Below are 19856 nucleotides of genomic sequence, written 5' to 3' on the forward strand. Positions count from 1 at the left end.
GATCTTCAGCAGGGTGGATGAGCGTCATTCCACGCGCAATACGATCTTGCCAATGTGATCGCCGCCTTCCATTCGCGCATGGGCCTGGGCGGCGTCGGTGTATTCGTACACCTTGTCGATCATCGGCAGGCAGCGTCCGGCGGACAGCACCGGCCACACGTATTCGCGCAGTTGTTCGGCAATGGCAGCCTTTTCGTCCTTGGTGCGTGCGCGCAGCAAGGAGCCGGTGATGACTGCGCGCTTGCCGAGGATGGTCAGCAGGTCGACGTCATTGGCCTTGCCGCCGCCGAGGAAGCCCAGCATCACCAGGTGCCCGTCCATGGCCAGGGACTTGAGGTTATTGTTCAGGTACGAGGCGCCCATGATGTCGAGGATCACATTCACGCCCTTGTTGTCGGTCTTCTGCGCGATGACCTCGGCGAAGTCCTGCTCGCGGTAGTTGATCGGCTCGGCGCCCAGCTTGGCGATCGCCGCACATTTGTCGGCGCTGCCGGCGGTGGCGAACGCCTGGATACCGTATTCGCGGCACAGCATCAAAGCGGTGGTGCCGATGCCGCTGGTGCCGCCGTGGATCAGCACGCGCTGGCCGGTATGAGCGTCACCCAGGCCAAACAGGTTGGCCCAGACGGTGAAGAACGTTTCCGGCACGGCGGCGGCTTGAATCCAGTCCATGCCATCCGGAATCGGCAAGGCCTGGCTGGCAGGCACTGCACAAAATTGTGCGTACCCACCGCCGTTGGTCAGGGCACACACCTTGTCACCCAGCGCGTACTCGCTGACACCTTCGCCCAATGCAACCACTTCGCCGGCCACTTCCAAACCTGGAATGGGGCTCATGCCGGGCTTCATCGGGTACTTGCCGGCGCGTTGCAACGCATCCGGGCGGTTGACGCCGGCCGCGTGCACGCGGATCAGGATTTCACCGGGACCTGCCACCGGCACATCGGCCCGGCGTGGTTGCAGGACCTCGGGGCCGCCAGGGGCGGTGATTTCGATCAGGGTCATTTCTTTTGGCAGTGACATGTGCGATTACCTGCAGCGATGAGCGTATGGGTTGGGACCGCGTCGGGCAGTCGCCGGTTCAGCCGCATCATACCGAGGGTCAGCGCCGGTCGAAAAAAAAACCGGGCAAGCCCGGCAAAATAAGGAGAGGGTGATTCACTCGCTTCAGCGATTGAGGAACGCCAACAAGTCTTCGTTCAACTGCTGGGTGTGGGTGGCGGCAAAACCGTGCGGCGCATCCTTGTACACCTTCAGTTGCGCGCCCTTGATCATCTCGGCCGCGACTTTGCCGGTGGTTTCGAACGGCACGATCTGGTCGCCGTCACCGTGGATCACCAGGGTTGGCACCTCGATCTTGGCCATGTCCGGGCGGAAGTCGGTCTCGGAGAACACGGTGACACAATCCACGGTCGATTTAAGCGACGCCAGCAGCGCGACCTGCAAGGTCTGCGTCAGCACGCCCTGGGAGACTTGCTGGCCCTTGTTGATGCCATAGAACGAGACATTGAAGTCGCTGATAAATTGCGCGCGATCCTTCAGCAGCCCGGCCTTGATGCCATCGAACACTGCGGTAGGCACGCCCTGCGGGTAATCCGGTTTTTGGCCGAAGATCGGCGTGACGGCGCCCAGCAGCACGAGGCCGGCCAAACGCGAGTTGCCGTGGCGAGCGATGTAGCGCGCCACATCGCCGCCGCCCATCGAGAAGCCCACCAGGGTCACGTCTTTAAGGTCCAGGTGTTCGATCAGTTGGGCGATATCGTCGGCGAAGGTGTCGTAGTCGTTACCGGTCCACGGTTGGTCCGAGCGGCCAAAACCCCGGCGGTCGAAGGCGATGGTGCGAAAGCCACGGCTGCTCAGGTATTCCATCTGGTATTCCCACATGTCGGCATCCAGTGGCCAGCCGTGGCTGAACAGCACGGGTTTACCGCTGCCCCAGTCCTTGAAATAGATCTGGGTACCGTCTTTGGCAACGAATGTGCTCATGGAAAACTCCTTAGGGTCAGGGGGCAAACGCTCAGTCTCACTATCGCGTTAAACCGGCCCAGGGGCTTGTACGGATGTGCTCGGTTGAACGCTTGCGCGTCTGCGTTGGTCCACTGACCTCTACCATCAGTTCAACAGGTGAACCAAATGGCCAAGACTTACAGCTACGCCGCTCGGGATTCCAGGGATGCACTCAAGCCTTTTACCTTCGAGCGACGCGCGCCGGGGGCGGACGACGTTCAGATCGATATTCTCTATTGCGGCGTGTGCCACTCCGACCTGCACACCGTGCGTAACGAATGGCACAACACCTTGTACCCGTAGGTGCCCGGCCACGAAATCGTCGGCCGCGTCACGGCAGTCGGTGCCAACGTGAAAAAATTCAAGGTCGGTGACCTCGCCGGTGTCGGTTGTATGGTCGACAGCTGCCAGCACTGCGCATCCTGCGCCGAGGGCGAGGAGCAATACTGCGAGAACGGGTTTACCGGCACCTACAACGGCCCGGTGTTCGGCGGCGAAAATACCTTTGGCGGCTACTCGGACAATATCGTGGTCAAGGAGAAGTTCGTGCTGCGCATCTCCCACGATGATTCGAACCTGGCAGCGGTGGCGCCGCTGCTGTGCGCCGGCATCACCACTTACTCGCCGCTGCACCACTGGAAGGTGGGGCCCGGCAAAAAAGTCGGGGTGGTCGGCCTCGGCGGGCTAGGGCATATGGCGGTGAAGATCGCGCATGCCATGGGCGCGCATGTCACGCTGTTCACCACCTCGCCGAACAAGCGCGAAGACGGCCTGCGCCTGGGTGCCGATCAAGTGGTGGTGTCGAAGGACCCGGACGAGATGGCCAAGGTCGTCAACAGCCTGGACTTCATCCTCAACACCGTTGCCGCGCCGCACGACCTCGATGCGTTCCTCAACCTGCTCAAGCGCGATGGCACCATGACGCTGGTCGGCGCACCCGACAGCCCGCATCCGTCGCCAACGGTGTTCAACCTGATCTTCAAACGCCGCAGCCTGGCCGGTTCGTTGATTGGCGGTATCCAGGAAACCCAGGACATGCTGGACTTCTGCGCCAAGCACAAGATTGTCTCGGACATCGAGATGATCGACATCCAGGGCATCAACGAGGCGTACGAGCGGATGCTCAAGGGCGACGTGAAGTATCGCTTCGTGATTGATATGGAGAGCTTGAAGAAGGAAAGTCACGCGGCTTAAAACGCTGCAGACCTGCTGTGGGAGCGGGCTCGCTCGCGAAGGCGCAGGGTCAGTCAAAAAATGCATCGACTGATTCACCGCCTTCGCGGGCAAGCCCGCTCCCACGTTTGTTCAGTGCGAGCCGTTAAGCCGACAAATGCTCGTAGAGAATCGTCGCACCCACCAGCATCAACACCACGCCGCCGACCATTTCGGCGCGCTTGCCCACCACCGTGCCCAGCACCCGACCGAGCATCATGCCGATGGTTACCATGGTCATGGTCGCCAGGCCGATGGCTGCCGACGCCACCAGAATATTCACATCAATAAAGGCCAGGCCCACACCGACGGCCATCGCATCAATGCTGGTCGCAAAGGCGGTGATGGCCAGGATCATGAAGGAATGCTGGGTAGGCTTTTGCGCCTCCTCATCGTCCGCCTTGAGCCCGTTGTAGATCATGTGCAAGCCCAGCGCGACCAGCAGGGTAAAGGCGATCCAGTGATCCCAGTCCTGCACCCAACGCGTGGCTGCATGGCCGATGGCCCAGCCGATCATCGGCGTAATGGCTTCGATCACACCAAAGATCAGGCCGGCGCGCAGTGCTTCGACCAGACGCGGTTTGTGCAGGCTGGAGCCTTTGCCGATGGCCGCCGCAAAGGCGTCCGTGGACATGGCCAGGGCGAGAAAAATCAGAGAAATGGGGTTCACGGTGAGGCTTCCAGTCGGGCTGTATGAGTCAACGACACAACCACACGCCCGACTTTAGGCATGGATGTGTCGCTGGTCTCACCAACCTCAACGGTGTTCGTACCACGGCAGGTTGCCGAATATGTTGATACGAACGCTTCTGAGCGGGTCAGAAGCCGGTTACTCCCCAACGAAGGGGCGCATCATAGACAGCCCAATATGAAAATTGCGTCAACGCCCTTCAAATACCGGTGGACGGCGCTCGGCGAACGCCGCCAGCCCTTCACCGAAATCAGCACTGGCGCACGCCTGGCGGCGCAGTTCGGCGATGTGCTCCATGGCTTGCACGGGCATCGGCTGCAGGTCTTCGAGGATGCGCAATTGTTCCTTGACCGCCTGAATCGCCAGCGGCGCCTTGGCCGCAATGCCCTGGGCGTATTCCAGGGCGGTGGCCTCGAGGGCATCGGTAGGCACCAGCCGGTTGATCACGCCAAAGCGCTCGGCCCGTTGGGCGTCGAGTTTTTGCGCGCAGAAGAACATTTCCTTGAGCACATGAATCGGCAGGTTATTGAAGAACCGCAACAGGCCGCTGGTGGTGTAGGGCAGGCCGATGTTGGCCGGGGTCATGGCGAAGCTGGCGCTGGGGTCCGCCACCACCAGGTCGCAGCTCATGGCCAGGTCCACGGCGCCGCCCCAGGCCGAGCCCGAGATCAGCGCGATGACCACGCCAGGGTAGGCGCGGATACGCCGCAGTACTTGCTCCAGCGGTTTGCCGTAGGCGACGGGGTCGCGGTCACGCGCCACTTCGCCGATATCGTGGCCGGCGCTCCATACGCTTTGGCCGACGTCGGCGCCGAGGATCACCACGCGGACGCGCTGGGCGGTGAGGGCGACCAGGCTTTCGTCCAGGCTGTCGAGCAGCTGCGCGCTCAGGGCATTGCGCTGGCTGGGGTTGCTGAAGGTCAAGCGCGCAATGCGCGTGTCGATGAGCTTGAGTGACACAGTGGCAGTCATGGTGCAGTTCCTGTTGAACGGTCGGATGGAGTGGCCTGCAACAGCACGTTGGCCCGCAGCAAGGTTTGCACCGAGGCCGGATCAAAGCCGGCTTCGAGCAACACCTCGACGCTGTGTTCGCCTAACAACGGCGGTGGCCGCTGCGCGCCGGCCTGTGCGGCCTCGGTGAACACCGGCGTCACCACCTGGCGTAATGCGCCCAGAGTGGGATGGTCCAGGGTTTGGGTCAACCGGCTGTGCAGCACCTGTGGGTCGGCGAACACTTCGTCAAGGGTGTTGATGGGGCCGGCGGGCAAGCCAGCGGCGGTGAAACGCTCGGTCCAGTCGCGTTTGCCGCGGGTTTTCAAGCGGCTCTCCAGCAGCGCTTTCAACGCATCGCGGTGCTCCACGCGCGCTTCATTGCTGGCAAAGCGCGGGTCGTCCGGCAGCTCGGGCAGGTCCAGCAGCACACACAGCTTGCTCCACATGGCCGAGGTGATCGGCGCCAGGTTCAACGGGCCGTCCAGGGTCTGGAACACGCCGTATGGCGCGATCACCGCGTGGGCATTGCCGGTGCGCCGTGGGACATCGCCCAGGCTCAGGTAGCGTTGGCCGTGCACGCTGAGCAAACCCATCAGGCTGGCAAGCAACGAGGTGTGTACGTGTTGGCCGCGACCGCTGCGTTCACGCTCCAGCAGCGCAGCGAGGATGGCGGTCACCAGCCACATGCCCGACGTCAGGTCGCCGATGGCGGTGCCGGTACGGGTAGGGTCGCCGTCGCTGAAACCGGTGAGGCTCATCAGCCCGGAGTAGCCTTGGGCGATCTGATCGAAGCCCGGCCAGCTGCTCATCGGGCCGTCACTGCCAAAGGCGTTGATGCTGCCCAGAATCAGCCGTGGGTTGCGGGCGCTGAGCACCTCGAAACCCAGGCCCATGCTCTGCAGGGTGCCGGGTTTGAAATTCTCGATCACCACGTCGGCGCCGTCGATCAATTGCTGGATCGTGTCCAGGCCGCGGGGGTTGCGAAAGTCCACGCACAGCCCGCGTTTGTTGCGGTTGCACGACAGGTAGTACGTGCTCACGCCACGGTCGAACGGGCCCCAGGTGCGGCTCATGTCGCCGGCGGGGCCGGGTTCGACCTTGATCACATCGGCGCCCAGGTCGGCCAGCACCATGCTGCAGAACGGGCCGGACAACGCGCGGCTGAGGTCAATGATCTTGATGCCTTGTAACGCTTGCATGGGCGTCTCCAAATAGGTTACTGCGGCAGGGACTGGTGGCGGGTTTCAACCGCAAACGGCAGGATCAGCACGCCCAGTACGAAGGCGGCGGCGGTCCAGGCAATCGGTACGCCGATAGAGCCGTACGCATGGATGGCCGCGGCCAGCAGGAAGTTGACCCCGGCACCGATAAAGCGCCCCACCGAGGCATTGAACGCAAAGGCTGTGGCGCGGATGCGGGTTGGGTATTGCTCGGGCAACCACAGGGAAAAGATCGCGAAGTTGCCGCCGAAGAACCCGAGGAACACCAGCGAAATCATGAATAGATGCAAGCCGTCGTCGAGGTAGAACACCCAGCCGAACGCAAACACGATGGCCGCCGCCATGCCGGTAAAGTACAGGCCCAAGGCGTTGCGTCGGCCCACGCGTTCCGCCAACCATGGCGCCACCAGGCAGCCCAGAATCGTGCTCAGCGACAACACCGCCGCGCCGATGGACGCCAGGTGCACGGCGCCGACGTGATCGATACCGGCGCGGGTGGCCAGGGTGACCACGGCGGTGGCTTCGTACACCGAACCGGCCCACAGGCCGACAATCGCCACGCCGACCAAGGCTGAACTGGTCAAGGTGCGGCGGCGAAAGGCGGGCGCAAAGATTTCCCACCAGGGCGTGCGCGGGGCGGCCTTGACGATGTGGCGCTGCGGTTCCTTGACCTTCAAGGCGGTGTAGATCGCGACCACCGCCGGGAACAACCCGCACAGGAACATCACGCGCCAGCCATAGGTGGCGCCGACGGTGTAGTTGAGCAACGCGGCGATGAAGAAGCCCAGGTAATAGCCGGTTTGCAGGTAACCGGCGCCCATCTTGCGGCGGTCCTCGGGCCAGCTCTCGGCCACGTAGGTGCCTGCCAGCGCCCATTCACCGCCGACGCCGATCCCTGCGATCAAGCGGAAAATCGCCAGTTGCCAGAGGTTGTCGGAAAACGCCGCCGCGCCGGTAAACAGCGAATACACCAGAATGCTCGCCGCCAGCACCTTGACCCGGCCGAAGCGGTCGGCCAGCGGTCCCCAGATGAACGACAAGCCCCAGCCGACCAGAAACAGCCCGAACATGATCGAGCCGTACATGGCGATATTCGCGGCGGTGGGGGCCAGGCCCGAGCGCGGCAGCAGTTCGGTAAGGGCGGGGATCAGCACCAGGGCGAAGATGACGGAGTCCACGCCGTCCAGGACCCAGCCGAGGTACACCGCCCAGAAGCCGCGGATCTGCTCGCGGGACAACGGTGTTTTGTAGGGTTTTACCCGCATCGCCGACGCGATTAACGTTTTGGACATGACGACCTCCCATGGCCCTGAGCGGGCCTTTTTGTTGTGAGGTCAATCTAGGCTTGAGGGTCATAAGCAACAAATATGAAATTCCTTTGGTGGCATCGGATTTCTATATAGAGTCGAGGCTTTCCGGGAGGCTCCCATGGACCTGCGCCAGTTGCGGTACTTCGTCAAAGTGGTCGAGTGCGCCAACATCACCCGCGCCAGCGAGGCGTTGCACATCGCTCAACCGGCGATCAGCCAGCAGATGCGCAACCTGGAGCAGGACATGGGCATGCAACTGCTGGAACGCAGCGCCCAAGGCGTGGTGCCCACCGCCGCCGGCCAGACCTTGTACCGACACGCCGTCGACCTGTTGCGCCAGGCCGATGCCACCCATGAACTGTTGCGCCAGGACGCCGAGTACCCGCAGGGCAAGGTCTCGGTGGGCATGCCCTCGAGCACCGCGCGGATGCTCGCGATGCCGCTGGCACGCACGATTCGCAGCCGTTATCCGGGGATCAAACTGGAGCTGATCGACGCGCCAAGCGCCGACCTCGCAGGCCTGATCACCGTGGGGCGCGTGGCGCTGGCGGTCGAAGTTGATGGCGTGCCGACACGCGGCGTGGTGTCCCAGCGGTTATTCAGTGAAACCCTGTACCTGGTGGCATGGCCGGAATTTGAATTGCCGCAGATGTCGGTGAGCCTGCAGAGCCTGGCGCAGATGCCGTTGGTGTTGCCCTGCGTGCCCAACACCATTCGCAGCCGCGTAGAGTCCGCCATGCAGGAAGCGGGGCTGCCATTCGCCGTGGAGTTTGAAGCCAATTCCACTGATCTATTGTTCTCGGCGGTACGGGCGCGGCTTGGGGTAACCATCCTGCCGTGGGCGGCGGCGCACGTGGAGTTGGCGCAACAGTCGCTCAAGCTGGCGAGCATCGATCACCGCTTGTTCAGCCGCGAACTGTCGTTGTGCTGGCCGGATACGGCGGTGCACAGCAATGCCGTGCAGAAAGTGAAAGAGACGATTCTGGAATTGTTCGAAGCGTTTGAGCAGCAACAAGGCTGGGCGGCGGCTGGCTGATTGCGAACCGGCCGCCGCTGCCCCTTGGATGGGTCTTGATCGGGTCGCGAGTGTGCGGCGGCAGGGTCAGCACGAACGCGTTGGACTGCTCGATCAGCGACATGACCTACATGCGGTACACGCTGTGGGTGGTCACCCAGTGTTTGAATTCCACCAATTGCGGCTGCATCGGCGCGAGGGGGCTAGCCTTTTTCATGGCGTCGATGTAGTCGCGCAGTGGCACCAGAAAGTTGGCGGTGGCCCACACGCGGTTAGGCACCCAGAAGCCCATTTGCACGGGGCCGGCATTGTCCAGGTGAGCAGGTTTGAACCGCTGCCCTCGACGGGTGGCGGAGTCTTGCGAGGTTGGGGGGCGGGTGAAGAGCGGTCGGAGTGCGCCATATCATTAGTCCTTTAAACGTAACTGCGTGGGAAAGCTCCTTTTGAGCATTCTCAGCGTAGCTAGCGCGGGACCGGGGTTTGTAATGGTTGGCTATAACCAGGCGCGCCCGCCGACGAAAATCATTTTCGACACCAGCTCCACGATGTTTTTCACCTCGAGTTTCTTCATCAGCCGTGCCCTGTGCACTTCCACCGTACGGTGAGAGATCGCCAGGCGCTGGGCGATTTCCTTGGATTTAAGGCCGTTGACGATGTGCATGGCGATTTCCCGCTCACGTGGCGTCAGGTCGCCGGTGCCTTGGTGCGTGCGGTCCAGGCGCTCGAAGTGCCAGATCATCAGCTTGAACGGGTCTCTGGGCGTGAGGGTGTAGCCGTGGGACTTGGCCCAGAACACCTCGCCGCTTTTGTGCTGCATGAAGCGTTCATCGGAGTAGAAGCCGTTCTCGCTCTCCAGCAGCCAGTCGTGGCTACGCTTGCCGATGGCGTGATAATCGGCCTGGGACGGGTAGATCAGCAGGGTCAGTTGGTTGACCAATTCGTCGCGCGAATAGCCGAACAACTGCAGGAAGGCCTCATTGCAATCGACCATCACGCGGTTGCGCGTGACCAGTTGCGGGGCCGGGGAGAGCTGGAACGCCAGGCGTTCGATATCTTGAAGTTGCTGGGTAAACGCGTTCATTGGGCATCCTGCCTCGTTGCTTTTCTCACCGGGCCTACTTATCCATGTAAGTAGTTACACGAATTGGCGAGCGCTCAGCGGTGCGTCATTGTAGGTAAATGTCCGCATCAAAAATAGAAGAAAATTGATTATGCCAGCTGATTGCGTCTCCATTGTTGCCGCCGGTCATTCGCGTTTTGGTCGCCTGGAAGGCACCACCCTTGAAGACCTGATCGTGCAGGTTACCCGCGAAGCCCTGGCCGACGCGGCCATTGATGCGTCACAAATCGATGCGTTGTTCCTGGGTCACTTCAACTCGGGGTTGGTGCCTGACGGGTTTGCCAGCTCCTTGCTGTTGCAGGCCGACCCGGGCCTGCGCTTCAAACCGGCCACGCGCTGTGAAAACGCTTGCGCCTCCGGCTCGGCGGCGATCCAGGCCGGGGTCAATGCGATCCTCTCCGGCAGCGCCGACCTGGTGCTGGTGGTCGGCGCCGAGAAGATGACCCACACGTCCACCGCCGAGGTTACCCAGGCCCTGGCCGGCGCCGGTTATCAGAACGATCCGGCCGAAGCCGGCTTGAGTTTCCCGCAGTTGTTCGGCCGTGCGGCGCGCCAATACACCGAACGCTACCACTGCCCGCTGGGCTCAATGGCCGCCATCGCCACCAAGAACCACACCAATGCCATGGCCAACCCGCTGGCGCAAATGCACCGGGTGATGGATTTCGAACACTGCAACAACGTGTCCAAGAGCAACCCCTTTGTGGCCGAGTCGCTGCGCCTGACCGATTGCTCGTTGATCAGCGACGGCGCCGCCGCGATCATCCTGGCCTCACCCAAGCGGGCGCGCGCGTTTCGTCGGGATGTGCAGATTCGCGCAATGACCCAGGTCAACGACTGCTTGCCCATCGCCCAGCGCGACATCCTGGCGTTTGAAGGCCCGCAACGGGCCATCCACTCGGCGCTGCGCGGGGCGAATATCACCCTGGCCGACCTGAGTTTCGCCGAGGTGCACGACTGCTTCACCATCGCCGAACTGCTGATCTACGAAGCCATGGGCCTGGCGCCCAAGGGCGAGGGCCATCGCGTGCTCGACAGTGGCGTGGTGCGCGCCGGCGGGCGGCTGCCGGTGAATCTTTCGGGTGGGCTCAAGGCCAAGGGGCATCCGGTGGGGGCCACCGGCGTGTCGATGCACGCCTTGGCGTTCCGCCAATTGACCGGCGAACCGATTGGCCTGGCGGTGCCCAACCCGGAGTTTGGCCTGGTGTTCAACATGGGCGGCATGGCAGTGGCCAACTACGCCTCGGTCCTGCACGCGCGCCGGTACTGACCCATGAACATTGCCAACTGGTTGCACGACACCCAGCGCCGCGACCCGCAGCGACCGGCATTGTTCGAAGGCACGCGGCAAGTGGCCGACTACGCCACCTTTGCTGCGCATGTTCGCCAGCGCGCCGCGCACTTGGTAGACCAGCACGGCGTGACGGCCGGTGATGCGGTCGCCGTGCTGATGAAGAACAGCTGCGATTACCTGGAAGTGCTCTACGCCATCTGGTGGCTGGGCGCAGTGGTTGTGCCGATCAACGCCAAATTGCACCCGGCTGAAGCGGCCTGGATCGCCGACAACGCCCAGGCGCGCCTGATCTTTACCGACGGCGGCCGAGTATTTTCGGCGTCGCGGGACTTGCCCCCGCCCTGTAAGGAACTGGACGGCCACACACTGCCGCCGACACGTGGCTGGCCAACCCTGGCGCAGCCCGAGCCACGCCAGGACCAGGACCTCGCATGGCTGTTTTACACCTCCGGCACCACCGGGCGCTCCAAGGGCGTGATGCTGTCCCATGGCAACCTCATGGCGATGTCGTTGTGTTACCCCACTGACGTGGATCCGGTCAGCGCCGATGACGCGGTGCTGTATGCCGCGCCAATGTCCCACGGCGCCGGGCTCTACAACTTCATTCATGTGCGCTGCGGCGCGCGGCATGTGGTGCCGGCCTCCCACGGTTTTGACGCCGCCGAGCTGTTTGGCCTGGCGGCCGAGCTGGGCAACGTCTCACTGTTTGCGGCGCCGACGATGGTCAAGCGCATGGTCGAACAGGCGCGGCGCCAGGGCTATCGCGGCGAAGGCATCAAAACCATCGTTTACGGCGGCGGCCCGATGTACGTGGCCGATCTGTGTGAGGCCGTCGACACCTTTGGCCCGCGGCTGGTGCAGATCTACGGCCAGGGCGAGAGCCCGATGACCATCAGCGTGCTGCCTCGCGCGCTGATCGCCGACCGCCAACGCGCAGACTGGGCCACGTTGGCTGCCTCCGTCGGCCACGCGCAATCGTGCGTTGAAATCCGCATCCTCGACGCACAGCACCAGCCGGTGCCGACGGGCGAGCGCGGCGAAATCGCTGTGCGCGGTGCCACGGTGATGCAAGGCTACTGGCGCAACCCCGAGGCATCGCGCCAAACCCTGGTCGAGGGCTGGCTGATGACCGGTGACGTCGGCTTTCTCGACGCGGCGGGTTATCTCACCCTCACGGACCGTTCCAAGGACGTGATCATCAGCGGTGGCAGTAACGTGTACCCGCGTGAAGTCGAGGAAGTGTTGGCGCAACATCCTGAGGTGTTCGAGGTGTGCGTCGTGGGGGAGCCGGATGCGCAATGGGGCGAATCGGTGGTGGCGTTTGTGGTGACGCGCAGCGGCCAGCCCCTCGATGAAGCCGAGCTGACGGCATGGTTTTTACAGCGCATGGCCTCGTTCAAGAAACCCAGGAAGTACCTGTTTCCCGGCGAATTGCCAAAGAACAGTTACGGCAAAATCCTCAAGACTGACTTGCGGCAGTGGCTGAAAGCAGCGAGTATCGCCGCGCTTCCCTAGACCCGTTTTTCATGGACAGAACATCAGACAAGGAGTCCCTTCGATGGGCAATCAAGCGCAAGACACGGTCCGCAAGCGGCGCCGTGCGTTTCTCGGTGCCACTTCCGGTCACTTGATCGAGTGGTACGACTACGGCGTCTACGGCTTTCTCGCCGTGTACATCGGCCAGGCATTTTTCGTCTCCGATGACCCGACCACCAGCTTGCTGGCCAGCTTCGCAGCGTTTGCCCTGAGCTTTTTCATCCGGCCACTGGGCGGGCTGTTCTTCGGTCCGCTGGCGGACAAGATCGGGCGCCGCAAAACCCTGATCATGGCGCTGGTGATGATGACCGGTTCCACCGTCATGCTCGGCCTGTTGCCCACGTACGCCACGCTGGGCATTGCTGCGCCGGTGCTGCTGATTCTGGTGCGCTGCGTGCAGGGTTTTTCGGCGGGCGGCGAGATCGGCACAGTGACCAGCTTTATCTCCGAATACGCCGGCCCCGGCCGACGCGGCTTTGCCACGTGCTGGCTGATGGTCACCGCCGTGCTCGGCCTGTTGCTGGGCGGCGCCGTGGCCAATGGCATGACCTGGATCCTGGGCGCCGAGGTGATGCAGGAATGGGCCTGGCGTGTGCCGTTCCTGATCGCCGCACCGTTGGGTTTTATCTCCATGTACATCCGCCTCAAGCTGGAAGACAGCCCGGAGTTTCTCGCCTTGCAGCGCGCAGGGCAGACTTCCCGTGCACCGTTGCGCGAAGTCTGGCAGTGGAAGCGCGCAATTGCCCTGGTGTTCTTCATTATCACCTTGCACAGCTCGATCTTTTACCTGGTGCTGACCTTCGCCTCGACCTACATGGCCAAGATCCTCAAGTTCGACAGCGGCACCACGCTGCTCTATGTGTTCGTCGCGAGTTTCTCGGCCGCGTTCGTGATGCCGTTTGGCGGTGCGTTCACCGATAAATACGGGCGTAAGCCGTTTCTGATGGTGATCGGCACCCTGGCCACGCTGGCGATGTTCTGGCTGTTCAAGTCGGCGCCGACGGCCACTGCTGCGTCGTTCTTCGCGCCATTGATGGCGGTGGCGATCCTGTTCGGGCTGTATGCCTCCTCGACCTATGCGCTGATGAGCGAGCTGCTGCCCACGCGCATCCGCTCCACCGGGATTGCCGTGGCGTACAACGTGCCGGTCGCGGTGTTTGGCGGCAGCGCGCCGCTGATCTCCACCTGGCTGATCAAGGTGACGGGCGACATCACCTCACCCTGGTATTTCTACGTGGCAACCGGTGTGGTGTCGTTGATCGCTCTGGTGGTGCTGCGCAAGGAAGATTTCGTCGCCAGTGGCAGCCCGTTGGTGGCGCCGGCGGGGGCCGTGCTGGCCACCGCCGCCTGATCGACTGCGGTTTTCGAAAACCCGGCTACGCTGTTTCAGGCGCCTATCATTGATCTTCAAGGAAGACCTGACCATGAGTGAACTGATCAACAGCGTTACCCCGAAAAGCCTGACTGAATTGCTGCAGGAAGCCGGCTATCGCGTCAACCAGACCGAACAGAACGGCATCGTGCAATTGCTCAGCGCGAGCCAGGGTATCGGCTTTGCCGTGCGCTTCGGCAACCCGGCGGCGGAGCAGGGCAGTTACGTCGACTTCACCTACAGCTGCGCCCTGCGCGTGCAAGGCGAATTGCCCGAAGGCCTGGCCCAGGTATGGAACGCATCGCGCCGTTTTGCGCGGTTGTCGGTGCAGGGTGAGTTCCTGCTGATGGAAATGGATGTGGTGGTGGCCGGTGTTGGCACCACGCACCTGCGCAGCCAGCTGGAACTGTGGGATCGCCTGCTGCAGGAGTTCATCGTCTACCTGCGTGACTACAGCCAGCAGGCGGCTCAGTTGCAGGCCCAGGCCGCCACCGCTGTGGCCAGCGAAGAAGCGCCCGTCGCCTGACACTCAGCGCTGCAGCACACCGCGAAACGTTGCGCTCAACGCGCGCAACGTTTCGCGCGAGCGTGCATCACTGATCCGGCTGTACAGCAGCACTTCACTGACGGGTAATGCGGGCAGGCCGTATTGCTCGCTCACGTCCACCGCCCCGGCCGGGGCCACGCGTGGGGCGAGGGCGGCGACCCCCAATCCGGCGCTCACGGCGGCGCCTACCGCCATCACACCACCGCCGACAAACACTTCCATCCAGTCGATACGCGCTGCATCCAATGCTCTGACCGCCAGGTGCCGAACGCCACAGGGCGCGGCCATGGTCGCCATGCGCAGCGGTGTGCCGGGGCTGTGTTGCCAGTGGGGCGCGGCGAACCAGCCAAAGCGTTCGACCGCCAGCACTTCGCCGTCCTGGCGATCGCCTTCGTTGCGCACGATCACCGCGTCCAGTTCATTGCGATCAAACGCAGCCACCAGGTCGCGGGACGAGGCGATGCGGACCTCGAGAATCACCAGCGGGTCGTAGGCCGCGAGGCGGCTGAGCCAGGTGGGCAAGTCCGGCCCGGCCACGTGGTCGCTGATGCCGATCACCAAACGCCGTGGCGCGTGGGTACCCAGGTCCGCCAGTGCCCGCTCATGGGCATTGAGCAGGGCACGCGCGGCCACGATGAACTGCTCGCCCTGGGGCGACAGTTGCACATGGCGAGGCGTGCGTAGCAACAGGCGGTAACCGAGGCGTTCTTCCAGGCGCTTGAGCTTCAGGCTGATGGCGGCCTGGGAGGTGTCGAGCGCCTCGGCGGCGCGGGTGAAGCTGGCAAAATCAGCCACCAGCACGAAGGCATGCACGGTGTCGATGTCCAGGGGTTTGAGCGCGTCAGTCATATCCAATCCTTATCGCACTTATATTCGGCCATATCTTGTTGAAATCATCGCCAGTGCGCAAGCTCAGTCCACATCTTGCACAGGAGCTTTGCCATGTTTGCCAAACAGTATTCACACCGCCTGCCTGCCGACTACGACATGGACGTGATACGCCGGCGCGCCGCGCAATTGGGGCCGTTGTGGGATGACGCGCAAGGGCTGCTGTTCAAGGCGTTTATCGCGCAGACGCGTGGGCAGGCGCCGGGCAATGTGTATGCGTCGGTGTACCTGTGGGCCGACCCGTTGCAGGCCGCCGACTTTCTACTGGGCGAGCGTTTTCAAAAGGTGCTCGACAGCTTTGGCCGTCCGCACATCGAAAGCTGGTTGCCGCTGGATGTGCAGCGTGGGCCCGCGCAGCACGCGTTGAGCCTGTACCGAGAGGAGTGGCCGCTGGTGCCGGGGGCGGATCGGGCCGGGATCGTCGCCGAGGAGAAACGGCGCAATCAGCAGGTGGCTGACAGCCGCGACACGTTCGCGGTATGCCTGGCGTTGGATGTGCAGGCGTGGCGGCTGGTGCGTATCACCTTGTCGGGCAAGGCGCTGGATGCGGCGCATCCCGGAACGGGCTATGAGGTGTTGTACCTGGCCCGCCCCGGGAGTCAGTTCAAGGGTTGAAGCGCGCTTTTGGCTGGCTGAGCTTGCGCTCGGCCACCGCGCCAAACACCAGGCCGAGGGTGGTCCACAGCACCAACTGGATACCCAGCGACGCTACGCGGAACTTCCACAGCAGCACAGCCGAAAACGCCTCCGGCACTTCGTTGATCACCGGGAACAGGCTGCCGGCCACCGACACAATCACGATGTACAACGCCGCACCCAGAATCGCCCCGGCCCAGATGCCACGGCGGGCAATCAGCTTGCGTGCGGCGTTGATCGCAATCACCGCGGCCGCCACTGACACCAGCAGCATCAGGAAGAACAGCTTGGTGCGCTGCGCGATGGTTTCGGGGTCGCCCACCGATGGCGGGTTGGCCGGGTACTTGAGCCCTGGCACCACGGTAATTGCCACACATGCCGCCAGTGCCAGCAGCGCCGCCAGGCCACGCGGGCCGACCTTGCCGATGCGGCCCAGGGCGTAAGCGAACACCAGGGCGAAGAGGCCGCCCAGTGACACGCTGTACACCACCACGCCGGTGAACAGGCCGAAGGTGCTTTGCACCTCGCGGCTCACCAGTTCCTCTTCCGGCGCATCGCCGTGCATCTGTGCCATGTGGTCTTCAAAAGCGATGGCCTTGTCGATCTGCGGTTCACCAAAGGCCTTGGCGAAGCCGAAAGCCAGCACGCCGGCGAGCAAGCCCACCAGCATCCCGCGTAGGAGTAAATGCCCTGTCATGTCGTGTCTCTCTTATCGATTAATGGCAGGGGAAACCCAGCAGGTGGCGGCCGTCGTGCACAAATTCATGCACATACATGCCTTTGAACACAGCGGTGGCGCCTTGCTCGGCGCCGACAAAATAGAGCGCCAGCAACAACAACAGGCCACCGAAGATCGCCCAAGGCAGAATTTCGCCCAAGGGCAGGGTGGGTCCATACACATCAGGGTTCGTTGCAGCAGTGTTAGCCATGAAAACCTCCAGGGATGACGCGTCCCGAAATGGATTGCGATTGGGCTGAAACAGGGTCTGGCTTACGGCTAAAAGGCCGAATACAGTGGCGCGACCGCGCCGGGTTCGAACCGGCTTCCTCTTTCGTGTTTGTTGTAACATGTTGAAACAACTTTGCCAGTCTACGCCGACTGCGCGTCGAAACAGAGTGAATTGTGATGCAGGCCACCCGCTTGACCTTGATATGCCATGCCGCCACGCCGTTGCAAAAACAGGGGCGGTTTCCCGATGACGAATCGGTGGCGATGCAGTGGCAGCCCGCGGCGTTGTCCCTGGCGGGGCGTTTCAAGAAACGCTCGCGACTGGTGTGTGGGCCCGAGGCCCGAACCCGACAAACCGCGGGCTTGTTCGGCGACAACGCGCAGGTCGAAGACGCGTTGCGCGACGGTGATTTTGGCACCTGGAAAGGCCAGGCCATCGCCCAGCTCGACAGCCATGCATTGAGTGACTGGATGACCAACAGCACCAGCGCGCCTCACGGCGGTGAGTCGGTGGAGCAGATTTGCGTGCGAGTCGCTGACTGGATGAAAAGTCTCGAAACCCAGCCCGGGCACGTAGTGGCTATCACCCACCCGTTTGTGATTCGCGCCGCGATGCTGTACGTGTTGCAGTTCCCTGTCTCGATGTTCTACCTGATTGACGTCGAGCCGCTGTCCGCCACTGAACTGCGCTTTAACAACGTGTGGCGCCTGCGTCTGGAAACTCACGCCTGAGCGCGTGAACATGGCAAAATCCACGCCCCGCAATGAGAGCAACCCATGAAACGCATCCTGATCATCGGCATTGGCGCCGGCAACCCTGACTACATCACGATGCAAGCCGTCAAGGCGCTGAACCGCACTGACGTGTTTTTTCTGATGGACAAGGGCCAAAGCAAAGACAAGCTGATCGACCTGCGCCGCGAGATCTGCCAAACCTATATCACCGAGCCTGGCTACCGTTTCGTCGAGGCCGACTGCCCCGAGCGCGTGCGCGGCGATATCGATTACACCACCGCCGTGCAGGACCTGAATCGCGACAAGCAGCAGACCTTCGAGCACATGATCAACGAGCAGATGGCTGACGGTGAAGTGGGCGCGTTCCTGGCCTGGGGCGACCCTGCGCTGTACGACAGCACCATCCGCATCCTGCAGGCGATTCTGGCCAGTGGCCGCAGCGTCTTCGAGTTCGAAGTGATCCCCGGCATCACCAGCGTGCAAGCCCTGGCCGCCCAGCACAAGGTGGCGCTGAACCGCATCGGTCGCTCCATCGAGATCACCACCGGGCGCCGGTTGGCGGCGGGGCAGGCGAGTGATGCGGACACTTTGGTGGTCATGCTCGACGCCGAAGATTCCTACCGCAGCGTGGCCGATCAGGATATGGATATCTACTGGGGCGCCTACCTGGGCACGCCGGACGAAATCCTCATCAGCGGCAAGGTCAGTGAAGTGGCTGAGCAAATCCAACAGGTGCGCAAGGCGGCGCGTCTGGAAAATGGCTGGATCATGGACACTTACTTGTTGCGCAAACCCTGAGGTCACTTTCCCATGCTCAAACTGTTTGCCCTGGCACTGACCCTGATGGCCAGCGCCGCCCACGCCGACGCCACGCTGCACACCGATTTGCCCCTGTCTTATCTGGAACAGACCCAGAGCGATGCGCGCAATCAGCCGTTGGTGATTTTCCTGCACGGTTTTGGCAGCAACGAGGAAGACCTGTTTGGCATCAAGGACGCGCTGCCGTCCACCTGGACCTACCTGTCGGCACGTGCGCCGATGCCCGTGGACCCCCAGGGTTATCGCTGGTTTACCAAGACGCCGGGTGACGGCGACTACAATGGCGAAACCGCCGACCTGCAACGCAGCGCCGCGCTGATCGAAGACTTTGTGGGCAAGGCCACAGCCAAATACCACACGCACAGCGATCGGGTGTTTCTGGTGGGGTTCAGCCAGGGCGCGATCATGTCGTACGAGGTGGGCTTGCGAAAGCCCGCGTTGGTGCGCGGCATCGCGGCCTTGAGTGGCAGTGTATTGCCGGTGCTCAAGGCTGAACTCAAGCCCAGCGAATCCTTGGGCAAATTGGCGATCTTTATCGGTCACGGCACTCTCGACCAGGCGCTGCCGTATGCCTCGGCGACGCAGGCCAATGAAGTACTGGTGGGCCTTGGATTGACGCCGGAGTTTCACGGGTATCCGGGCATGCCGCACACCGTCAGTGACACCGAAGTGCAGGACCTTAAAGCCTGGCTGGAGAAAAGCCTGAAGTGAACCCGCGGGTGAGGGCTGCTGCGATAGTCATTTTTCGATTGCTAGCTTTGAGTGCCTGCTGGTTGCTGCGCTAATGGCCTTTCTGTGCGAGCAGGCTTGCCCGCGATGGGAGCGCCTCGGTGCATCAGGCATACCCAGGTGATGCAATCGCAGGCAAGCCAGCTCCCACATTTGACCGGGTACACCCTTGATTGGGTGCACCAAGATCCAACTGTGGGAGCGGGCTTGCTCGCGAATGCGGTGGTTCAGTCAGCTCATGTATCACTGGCACACCGCCTTCGAGAGCAAGCCCGCTCCCACCAGTTGACTGAGTTCAGCCGCCAGCACCGCACTGCTTGGCTTTTCTGTGGGAGCGGGCTTGCCCGCGATGTGGGCGCCTCGGTACATCAGGCATACCCAGTGGATGCCATCGCAGGCAAGCCAGCTCCCACATTTGACCGGGTACACCCTTGATTGGGTGCACCAAGATCCAACTGTGGGAGCGGGCTTGCTCGCGAATGCGGTGTTTCAGTCAGCTCATGTATCACTGGCACACCGCCTTCGCGAGCAAGCCCGCTCCCACAAATTGACCGAGTTCAGCCGCCAGCACCGCACTGCTTGGCTTTTCTGTGGGGGCGGGCTTGCCCGCGATGCGGGCGCCTTGGTGCATCAGGCATACCCAGTGGATGCTATCGCAGGCAAGCCAGCTCCCACATTTGACCGGGTACACCCTTGATTGGGTGCACCAAGATCCAACTGTGGGAGCGGGCTTGCTCGCGAATGCGGTGGTTCAGTCAGCTCATATATCACTGGCACACCGCC

Annotated in this window: 20 protein-coding genes, 1 pseudogene and 1 riboswitch; of the genes and pseudogenes, 10 read left to right on the forward strand and 11 right to left on the reverse strand. The window is 62.5% G+C overall.

Annotation, left to right across the window (positions count from 1 at the left end):
• Positions 1 to 24: 24 nt before the first annotated feature.
• Positions 25 to 1023 (reverse strand): NAD(P)H-quinone oxidoreductase, encoded by a 999-nt coding sequence (locus AACW30_RS24835; RefSeq protein ID WP_106579596.1) that lies wholly within the window; start codon positions 1021 to 1023, stop codon positions 25 to 27.
• Between the two features lie 144 nt (positions 1024 to 1167).
• Entirely contained in the window at positions 1168 to 1986 is an 819-nt protein-coding gene (locus AACW30_RS24840) for an alpha/beta fold hydrolase (RefSeq protein WP_119736088.1), read from the reverse strand.
• Between the two features lie 147 nt (positions 1987 to 2133).
• Between AACW30_RS24840 and AACW30_RS24845 the strand changes: the two are divergent.
• Positions 2134 to 3201 (forward strand): annotated as a pseudogene (locus AACW30_RS24845) (NAD(P)-dependent alcohol dehydrogenase).
• Between the two features lie 124 nt (positions 3202 to 3325).
• Here the strand turns inward: AACW30_RS24845 and mntP are convergent.
• From mntP to AACW30_RS24865, 4 genes are all read right to left on the reverse strand, one after another.
• Complete coding sequence (mntP, locus tag AACW30_RS24850; protein ID WP_169367000.1) at positions 3326 to 3889, reverse strand: manganese efflux pump MntP; 564 nt, start codon at positions 3887 to 3889, stop codon at positions 3326 to 3328.
• A 12-nt stretch (positions 3890 to 3901) separates the two neighbouring features.
• Positions 3902 to 4069: riboswitch (yybP-ykoY riboswitch) on the reverse strand.
• A 30-nt stretch (positions 4070 to 4099) separates the two neighbouring features.
• Complete coding sequence (gene scpB / locus AACW30_RS24855; protein ID WP_200623704.1) at positions 4100 to 4882, reverse strand: methylmalonyl-CoA decarboxylase; 783 nt, start codon at positions 4880 to 4882, stop codon at positions 4100 to 4102.
• Positions 4879 to 6102, reverse strand: a complete 1224-nt coding sequence (locus AACW30_RS24860; RefSeq protein WP_200623705.1) for a CaiB/BaiF CoA transferase family protein — start codon at positions 6100 to 6102, stop codon at positions 4879 to 4881. The genes scpB and AACW30_RS24860 overlap by 4 nt, the downstream gene beginning before the upstream one ends.
• 17 nt (positions 6103 to 6119) lie before the next feature.
• Entirely contained in the window at positions 6120 to 7415 is a 1296-nt protein-coding gene (locus AACW30_RS24865; RefSeq protein WP_200623706.1) for an MFS transporter, read from the reverse strand.
• Positions 7416 to 7551: 136 nt separating this feature from the next.
• On the opposite strand from AACW30_RS24865, the gene AACW30_RS24870 reads away from it, so the two are divergent.
• Entirely contained in the window at positions 7552 to 8469 is a 918-nt protein-coding gene (locus tag AACW30_RS24870; RefSeq protein ID WP_200623707.1) for a LysR substrate-binding domain-containing protein, read from the forward strand.
• 106 nt (positions 8470 to 8575) lie between these two features.
• Here AACW30_RS24870 and AACW30_RS24875 read toward each other — a convergent pair whose 3' ends face one another.
• Positions 8576 to 8740 carry a hypothetical protein gene (locus AACW30_RS24875; RefSeq protein WP_200623708.1) on the reverse strand — a complete coding sequence of 55 codons (165 nt, stop codon included), beginning with the start codon at positions 8738 to 8740 and terminating at the stop codon, positions 8576 to 8578.
• 201 nt (positions 8741 to 8941) lie between these two features.
• On the reverse strand, positions 8942 to 9529 hold the full coding sequence (locus tag AACW30_RS24880; protein ID WP_119736077.1) for a LuxR C-terminal-related transcriptional regulator: 588 nt from the start codon (positions 9527 to 9529) through the stop codon (positions 8942 to 8944).
• A 130-nt stretch (positions 9530 to 9659) separates the two neighbouring features.
• Between AACW30_RS24880 and AACW30_RS24885 the strand changes: the two genes are divergently transcribed.
• The 4 genes from AACW30_RS24885 (at position 9660) to AACW30_RS24900 (ending at position 14296) form a co-directional block, all read left to right on the forward strand.
• The gene (locus tag AACW30_RS24885) at positions 9660 to 10838 is read left to right on the forward strand and encodes an acetyl-CoA acetyltransferase (protein WP_106579606.1); all 1179 of its coding nucleotides are present in this window, start codon (positions 9660 to 9662) and stop codon (positions 10836 to 10838) included.
• Between the two features lie 3 nt (positions 10839 to 10841).
• Positions 10842 to 12377 carry a class I adenylate-forming enzyme family protein gene (locus AACW30_RS24890; protein WP_200623709.1) on the forward strand — a complete coding sequence of 512 codons (1536 nt, stop codon included), beginning with the start codon at positions 10842 to 10844 and terminating at the stop codon, positions 12375 to 12377.
• A 43-nt stretch (positions 12378 to 12420) separates the two neighbouring features.
• Positions 12421 to 13749, forward strand: coding sequence for an MFS transporter (locus tag AACW30_RS24895; protein ID WP_106579608.1), 1329 nt, complete (start codon positions 12421 to 12423; stop codon positions 13747 to 13749).
• A gap of 73 nt (positions 13750 to 13822) precedes the next feature.
• Positions 13823 to 14296, forward strand: a complete 474-nt coding sequence (locus AACW30_RS24900; RefSeq protein ID WP_177410121.1) for a YbjN domain-containing protein — start codon at positions 13823 to 13825, stop codon at positions 14294 to 14296.
• Between the two features lie 3 nt (positions 14297 to 14299).
• Here the strand turns inward: AACW30_RS24900 and AACW30_RS24905 are convergent, their stop codons facing one another.
• Positions 14300 to 15166, reverse strand: coding sequence for a LysR family transcriptional regulator (locus AACW30_RS24905; protein ID WP_200623710.1), 867 nt, complete (start codon positions 15164 to 15166; stop codon positions 14300 to 14302).
• A 93-nt stretch (positions 15167 to 15259) separates the two neighbouring features.
• Here AACW30_RS24905 and AACW30_RS24910 point away from each other — a divergent pair, with 93 nt between their 5' ends.
• Positions 15260 to 15820, forward strand: a complete 561-nt coding sequence (locus AACW30_RS24910; RefSeq protein WP_106579610.1) for a DUF4865 family protein — start codon at positions 15260 to 15262, stop codon at positions 15818 to 15820.
• On the opposite strand, the gene AACW30_RS24915 is transcribed toward AACW30_RS24910, so the two are convergent.
• A complete protein-coding gene (locus AACW30_RS24915; protein ID WP_124417775.1) occupies positions 15810 to 16538 on the reverse strand; it encodes a CbtA family protein in 729 nt (242 codons plus the stop codon). The two genes, AACW30_RS24910 and AACW30_RS24915, sit on opposite strands and share 11 nt — an antisense overlap.
• 19 nt (positions 16539 to 16557) lie before the next feature.
• A complete protein-coding gene (locus tag AACW30_RS24920) occupies positions 16558 to 16770 on the reverse strand; it encodes a CbtB domain-containing protein (RefSeq protein ID WP_119736068.1) in 213 nt (70 codons plus the stop codon).
• A 197-nt stretch (positions 16771 to 16967) separates the two neighbouring features.
• Between AACW30_RS24920 and AACW30_RS24925 the strand changes: the two genes are divergently transcribed.
• Genes AACW30_RS24925 through AACW30_RS24935 form a run of 3 tightly spaced genes read left to right on the forward strand, consistent with a single transcriptional unit; the run spans position 16968 to position 19055 of the window.
• Positions 16968 to 17522: a histidine phosphatase family protein gene (locus AACW30_RS24925; RefSeq protein WP_200623767.1), complete on the forward strand. Its 555-nt coding sequence runs from the start codon at positions 16968 to 16970 to the stop codon at positions 17520 to 17522.
• A gap of 45 nt (positions 17523 to 17567) precedes the next feature.
• The gene (gene cobF, locus AACW30_RS24930) at positions 17568 to 18323 is read left to right on the forward strand and encodes a precorrin-6A synthase (deacetylating) (protein ID WP_124417773.1); all 756 of its coding nucleotides are present in this window, start codon (positions 17568 to 17570) and stop codon (positions 18321 to 18323) included.
• A gap of 12 nt (positions 18324 to 18335) precedes the next feature.
• Positions 18336 to 19055, forward strand: a complete 720-nt coding sequence (locus AACW30_RS24935) for an alpha/beta hydrolase (protein WP_200623711.1) — start codon at positions 18336 to 18338, stop codon at positions 19053 to 19055.
• Positions 19056 to 19856: the final 801 nt, after the last annotated feature.

Source organism: Pseudomonas sp. MF6747 (assembly GCF_963890955.1).
Lineage (GTDB): Bacteria > Pseudomonadota > Gammaproteobacteria > Pseudomonadales > Pseudomonadaceae > Aquipseudomonas.

Coding starts and splice junctions, on each gene's coding strand:
- AACW30_RS24895 (WP_106579608.1), top strand. CDS start 12,421: ATGGGCAATCAAGCGCAAGACACGGTCCGCAAGCGGCGCCGTGCGTTT.
- AACW30_RS24835 (WP_106579596.1), bottom strand. CDS start 1,023: ATGTCACTGCCAAAAGAAATGACCCTGATCGAAATCACCGCCCCTGGC.
- AACW30_RS24840 (WP_119736088.1), bottom strand. CDS start 1,986: ATGAGCACATTCGTTGCCAAAGACGGTACCCAGATCTATTTCAAGGAC.
- AACW30_RS24915 (WP_124417775.1), bottom strand. CDS start 16,538: ATGACAGGGCATTTACTCCTACGCGGGATGCTGGTGGGCTTGCTCGCC.
- AACW30_RS24925 (WP_200623767.1), top strand. CDS start 16,968: ATGCAGGCCACCCGCTTGACCTTGATATGCCATGCCGCCACGCCGTTG.
- AACW30_RS24880 (WP_119736077.1), bottom strand. CDS start 9,529: ATGAACGCGTTTACCCAGCAACTTCAAGATATCGAACGCCTGGCGTTC.
- AACW30_RS24865 (WP_200623706.1), bottom strand. CDS start 7,415: ATGTCCAAAACGTTAATCGCGTCGGCGATGCGGGTAAAACCCTACAAA.
- AACW30_RS24935 (WP_200623711.1), top strand. CDS start 18,336: ATGCTCAAACTGTTTGCCCTGGCACTGACCCTGATGGCCAGCGCCGCC.
- cobF (WP_124417773.1), top strand. CDS start 17,568: ATGAAACGCATCCTGATCATCGGCATTGGCGCCGGCAACCCTGACTAC.
- AACW30_RS24910 (WP_106579610.1), top strand. CDS start 15,260: ATGTTTGCCAAACAGTATTCACACCGCCTGCCTGCCGACTACGACATG.
- AACW30_RS24920 (WP_119736068.1), bottom strand. CDS start 16,770: ATGGCTAACACTGCTGCAACGAACCCTGATGTGTATGGACCCACCCTG.
- AACW30_RS24890 (WP_200623709.1), top strand. CDS start 10,842: ATGAACATTGCCAACTGGTTGCACGACACCCAGCGCCGCGACCCGCAG.
- AACW30_RS24900 (WP_177410121.1), top strand. CDS start 13,823: ATGAGTGAACTGATCAACAGCGTTACCCCGAAAAGCCTGACTGAATTG.
- AACW30_RS24905 (WP_200623710.1), bottom strand. CDS start 15,166: ATGACTGACGCGCTCAAACCCCTGGACATCGACACCGTGCATGCCTTC.
- AACW30_RS24875 (WP_200623708.1), bottom strand. CDS start 8,740: ATGGGCTTCTGGGTGCCTAACCGCGTGTGGGCCACCGCCAACTTTCTG.
- AACW30_RS24885 (WP_106579606.1), top strand. CDS start 9,660: ATGCCAGCTGATTGCGTCTCCATTGTTGCCGCCGGTCATTCGCGTTTT.
- scpB (WP_200623704.1), bottom strand. CDS start 4,882: ATGACTGCCACTGTGTCACTCAAGCTCATCGACACGCGCATTGCGCGC.
- AACW30_RS24860 (WP_200623705.1), bottom strand. CDS start 6,102: ATGCAAGCGTTACAAGGCATCAAGATCATTGACCTCAGCCGCGCGTTG.
- AACW30_RS24870 (WP_200623707.1), top strand. CDS start 7,552: ATGGACCTGCGCCAGTTGCGGTACTTCGTCAAAGTGGTCGAGTGCGCC.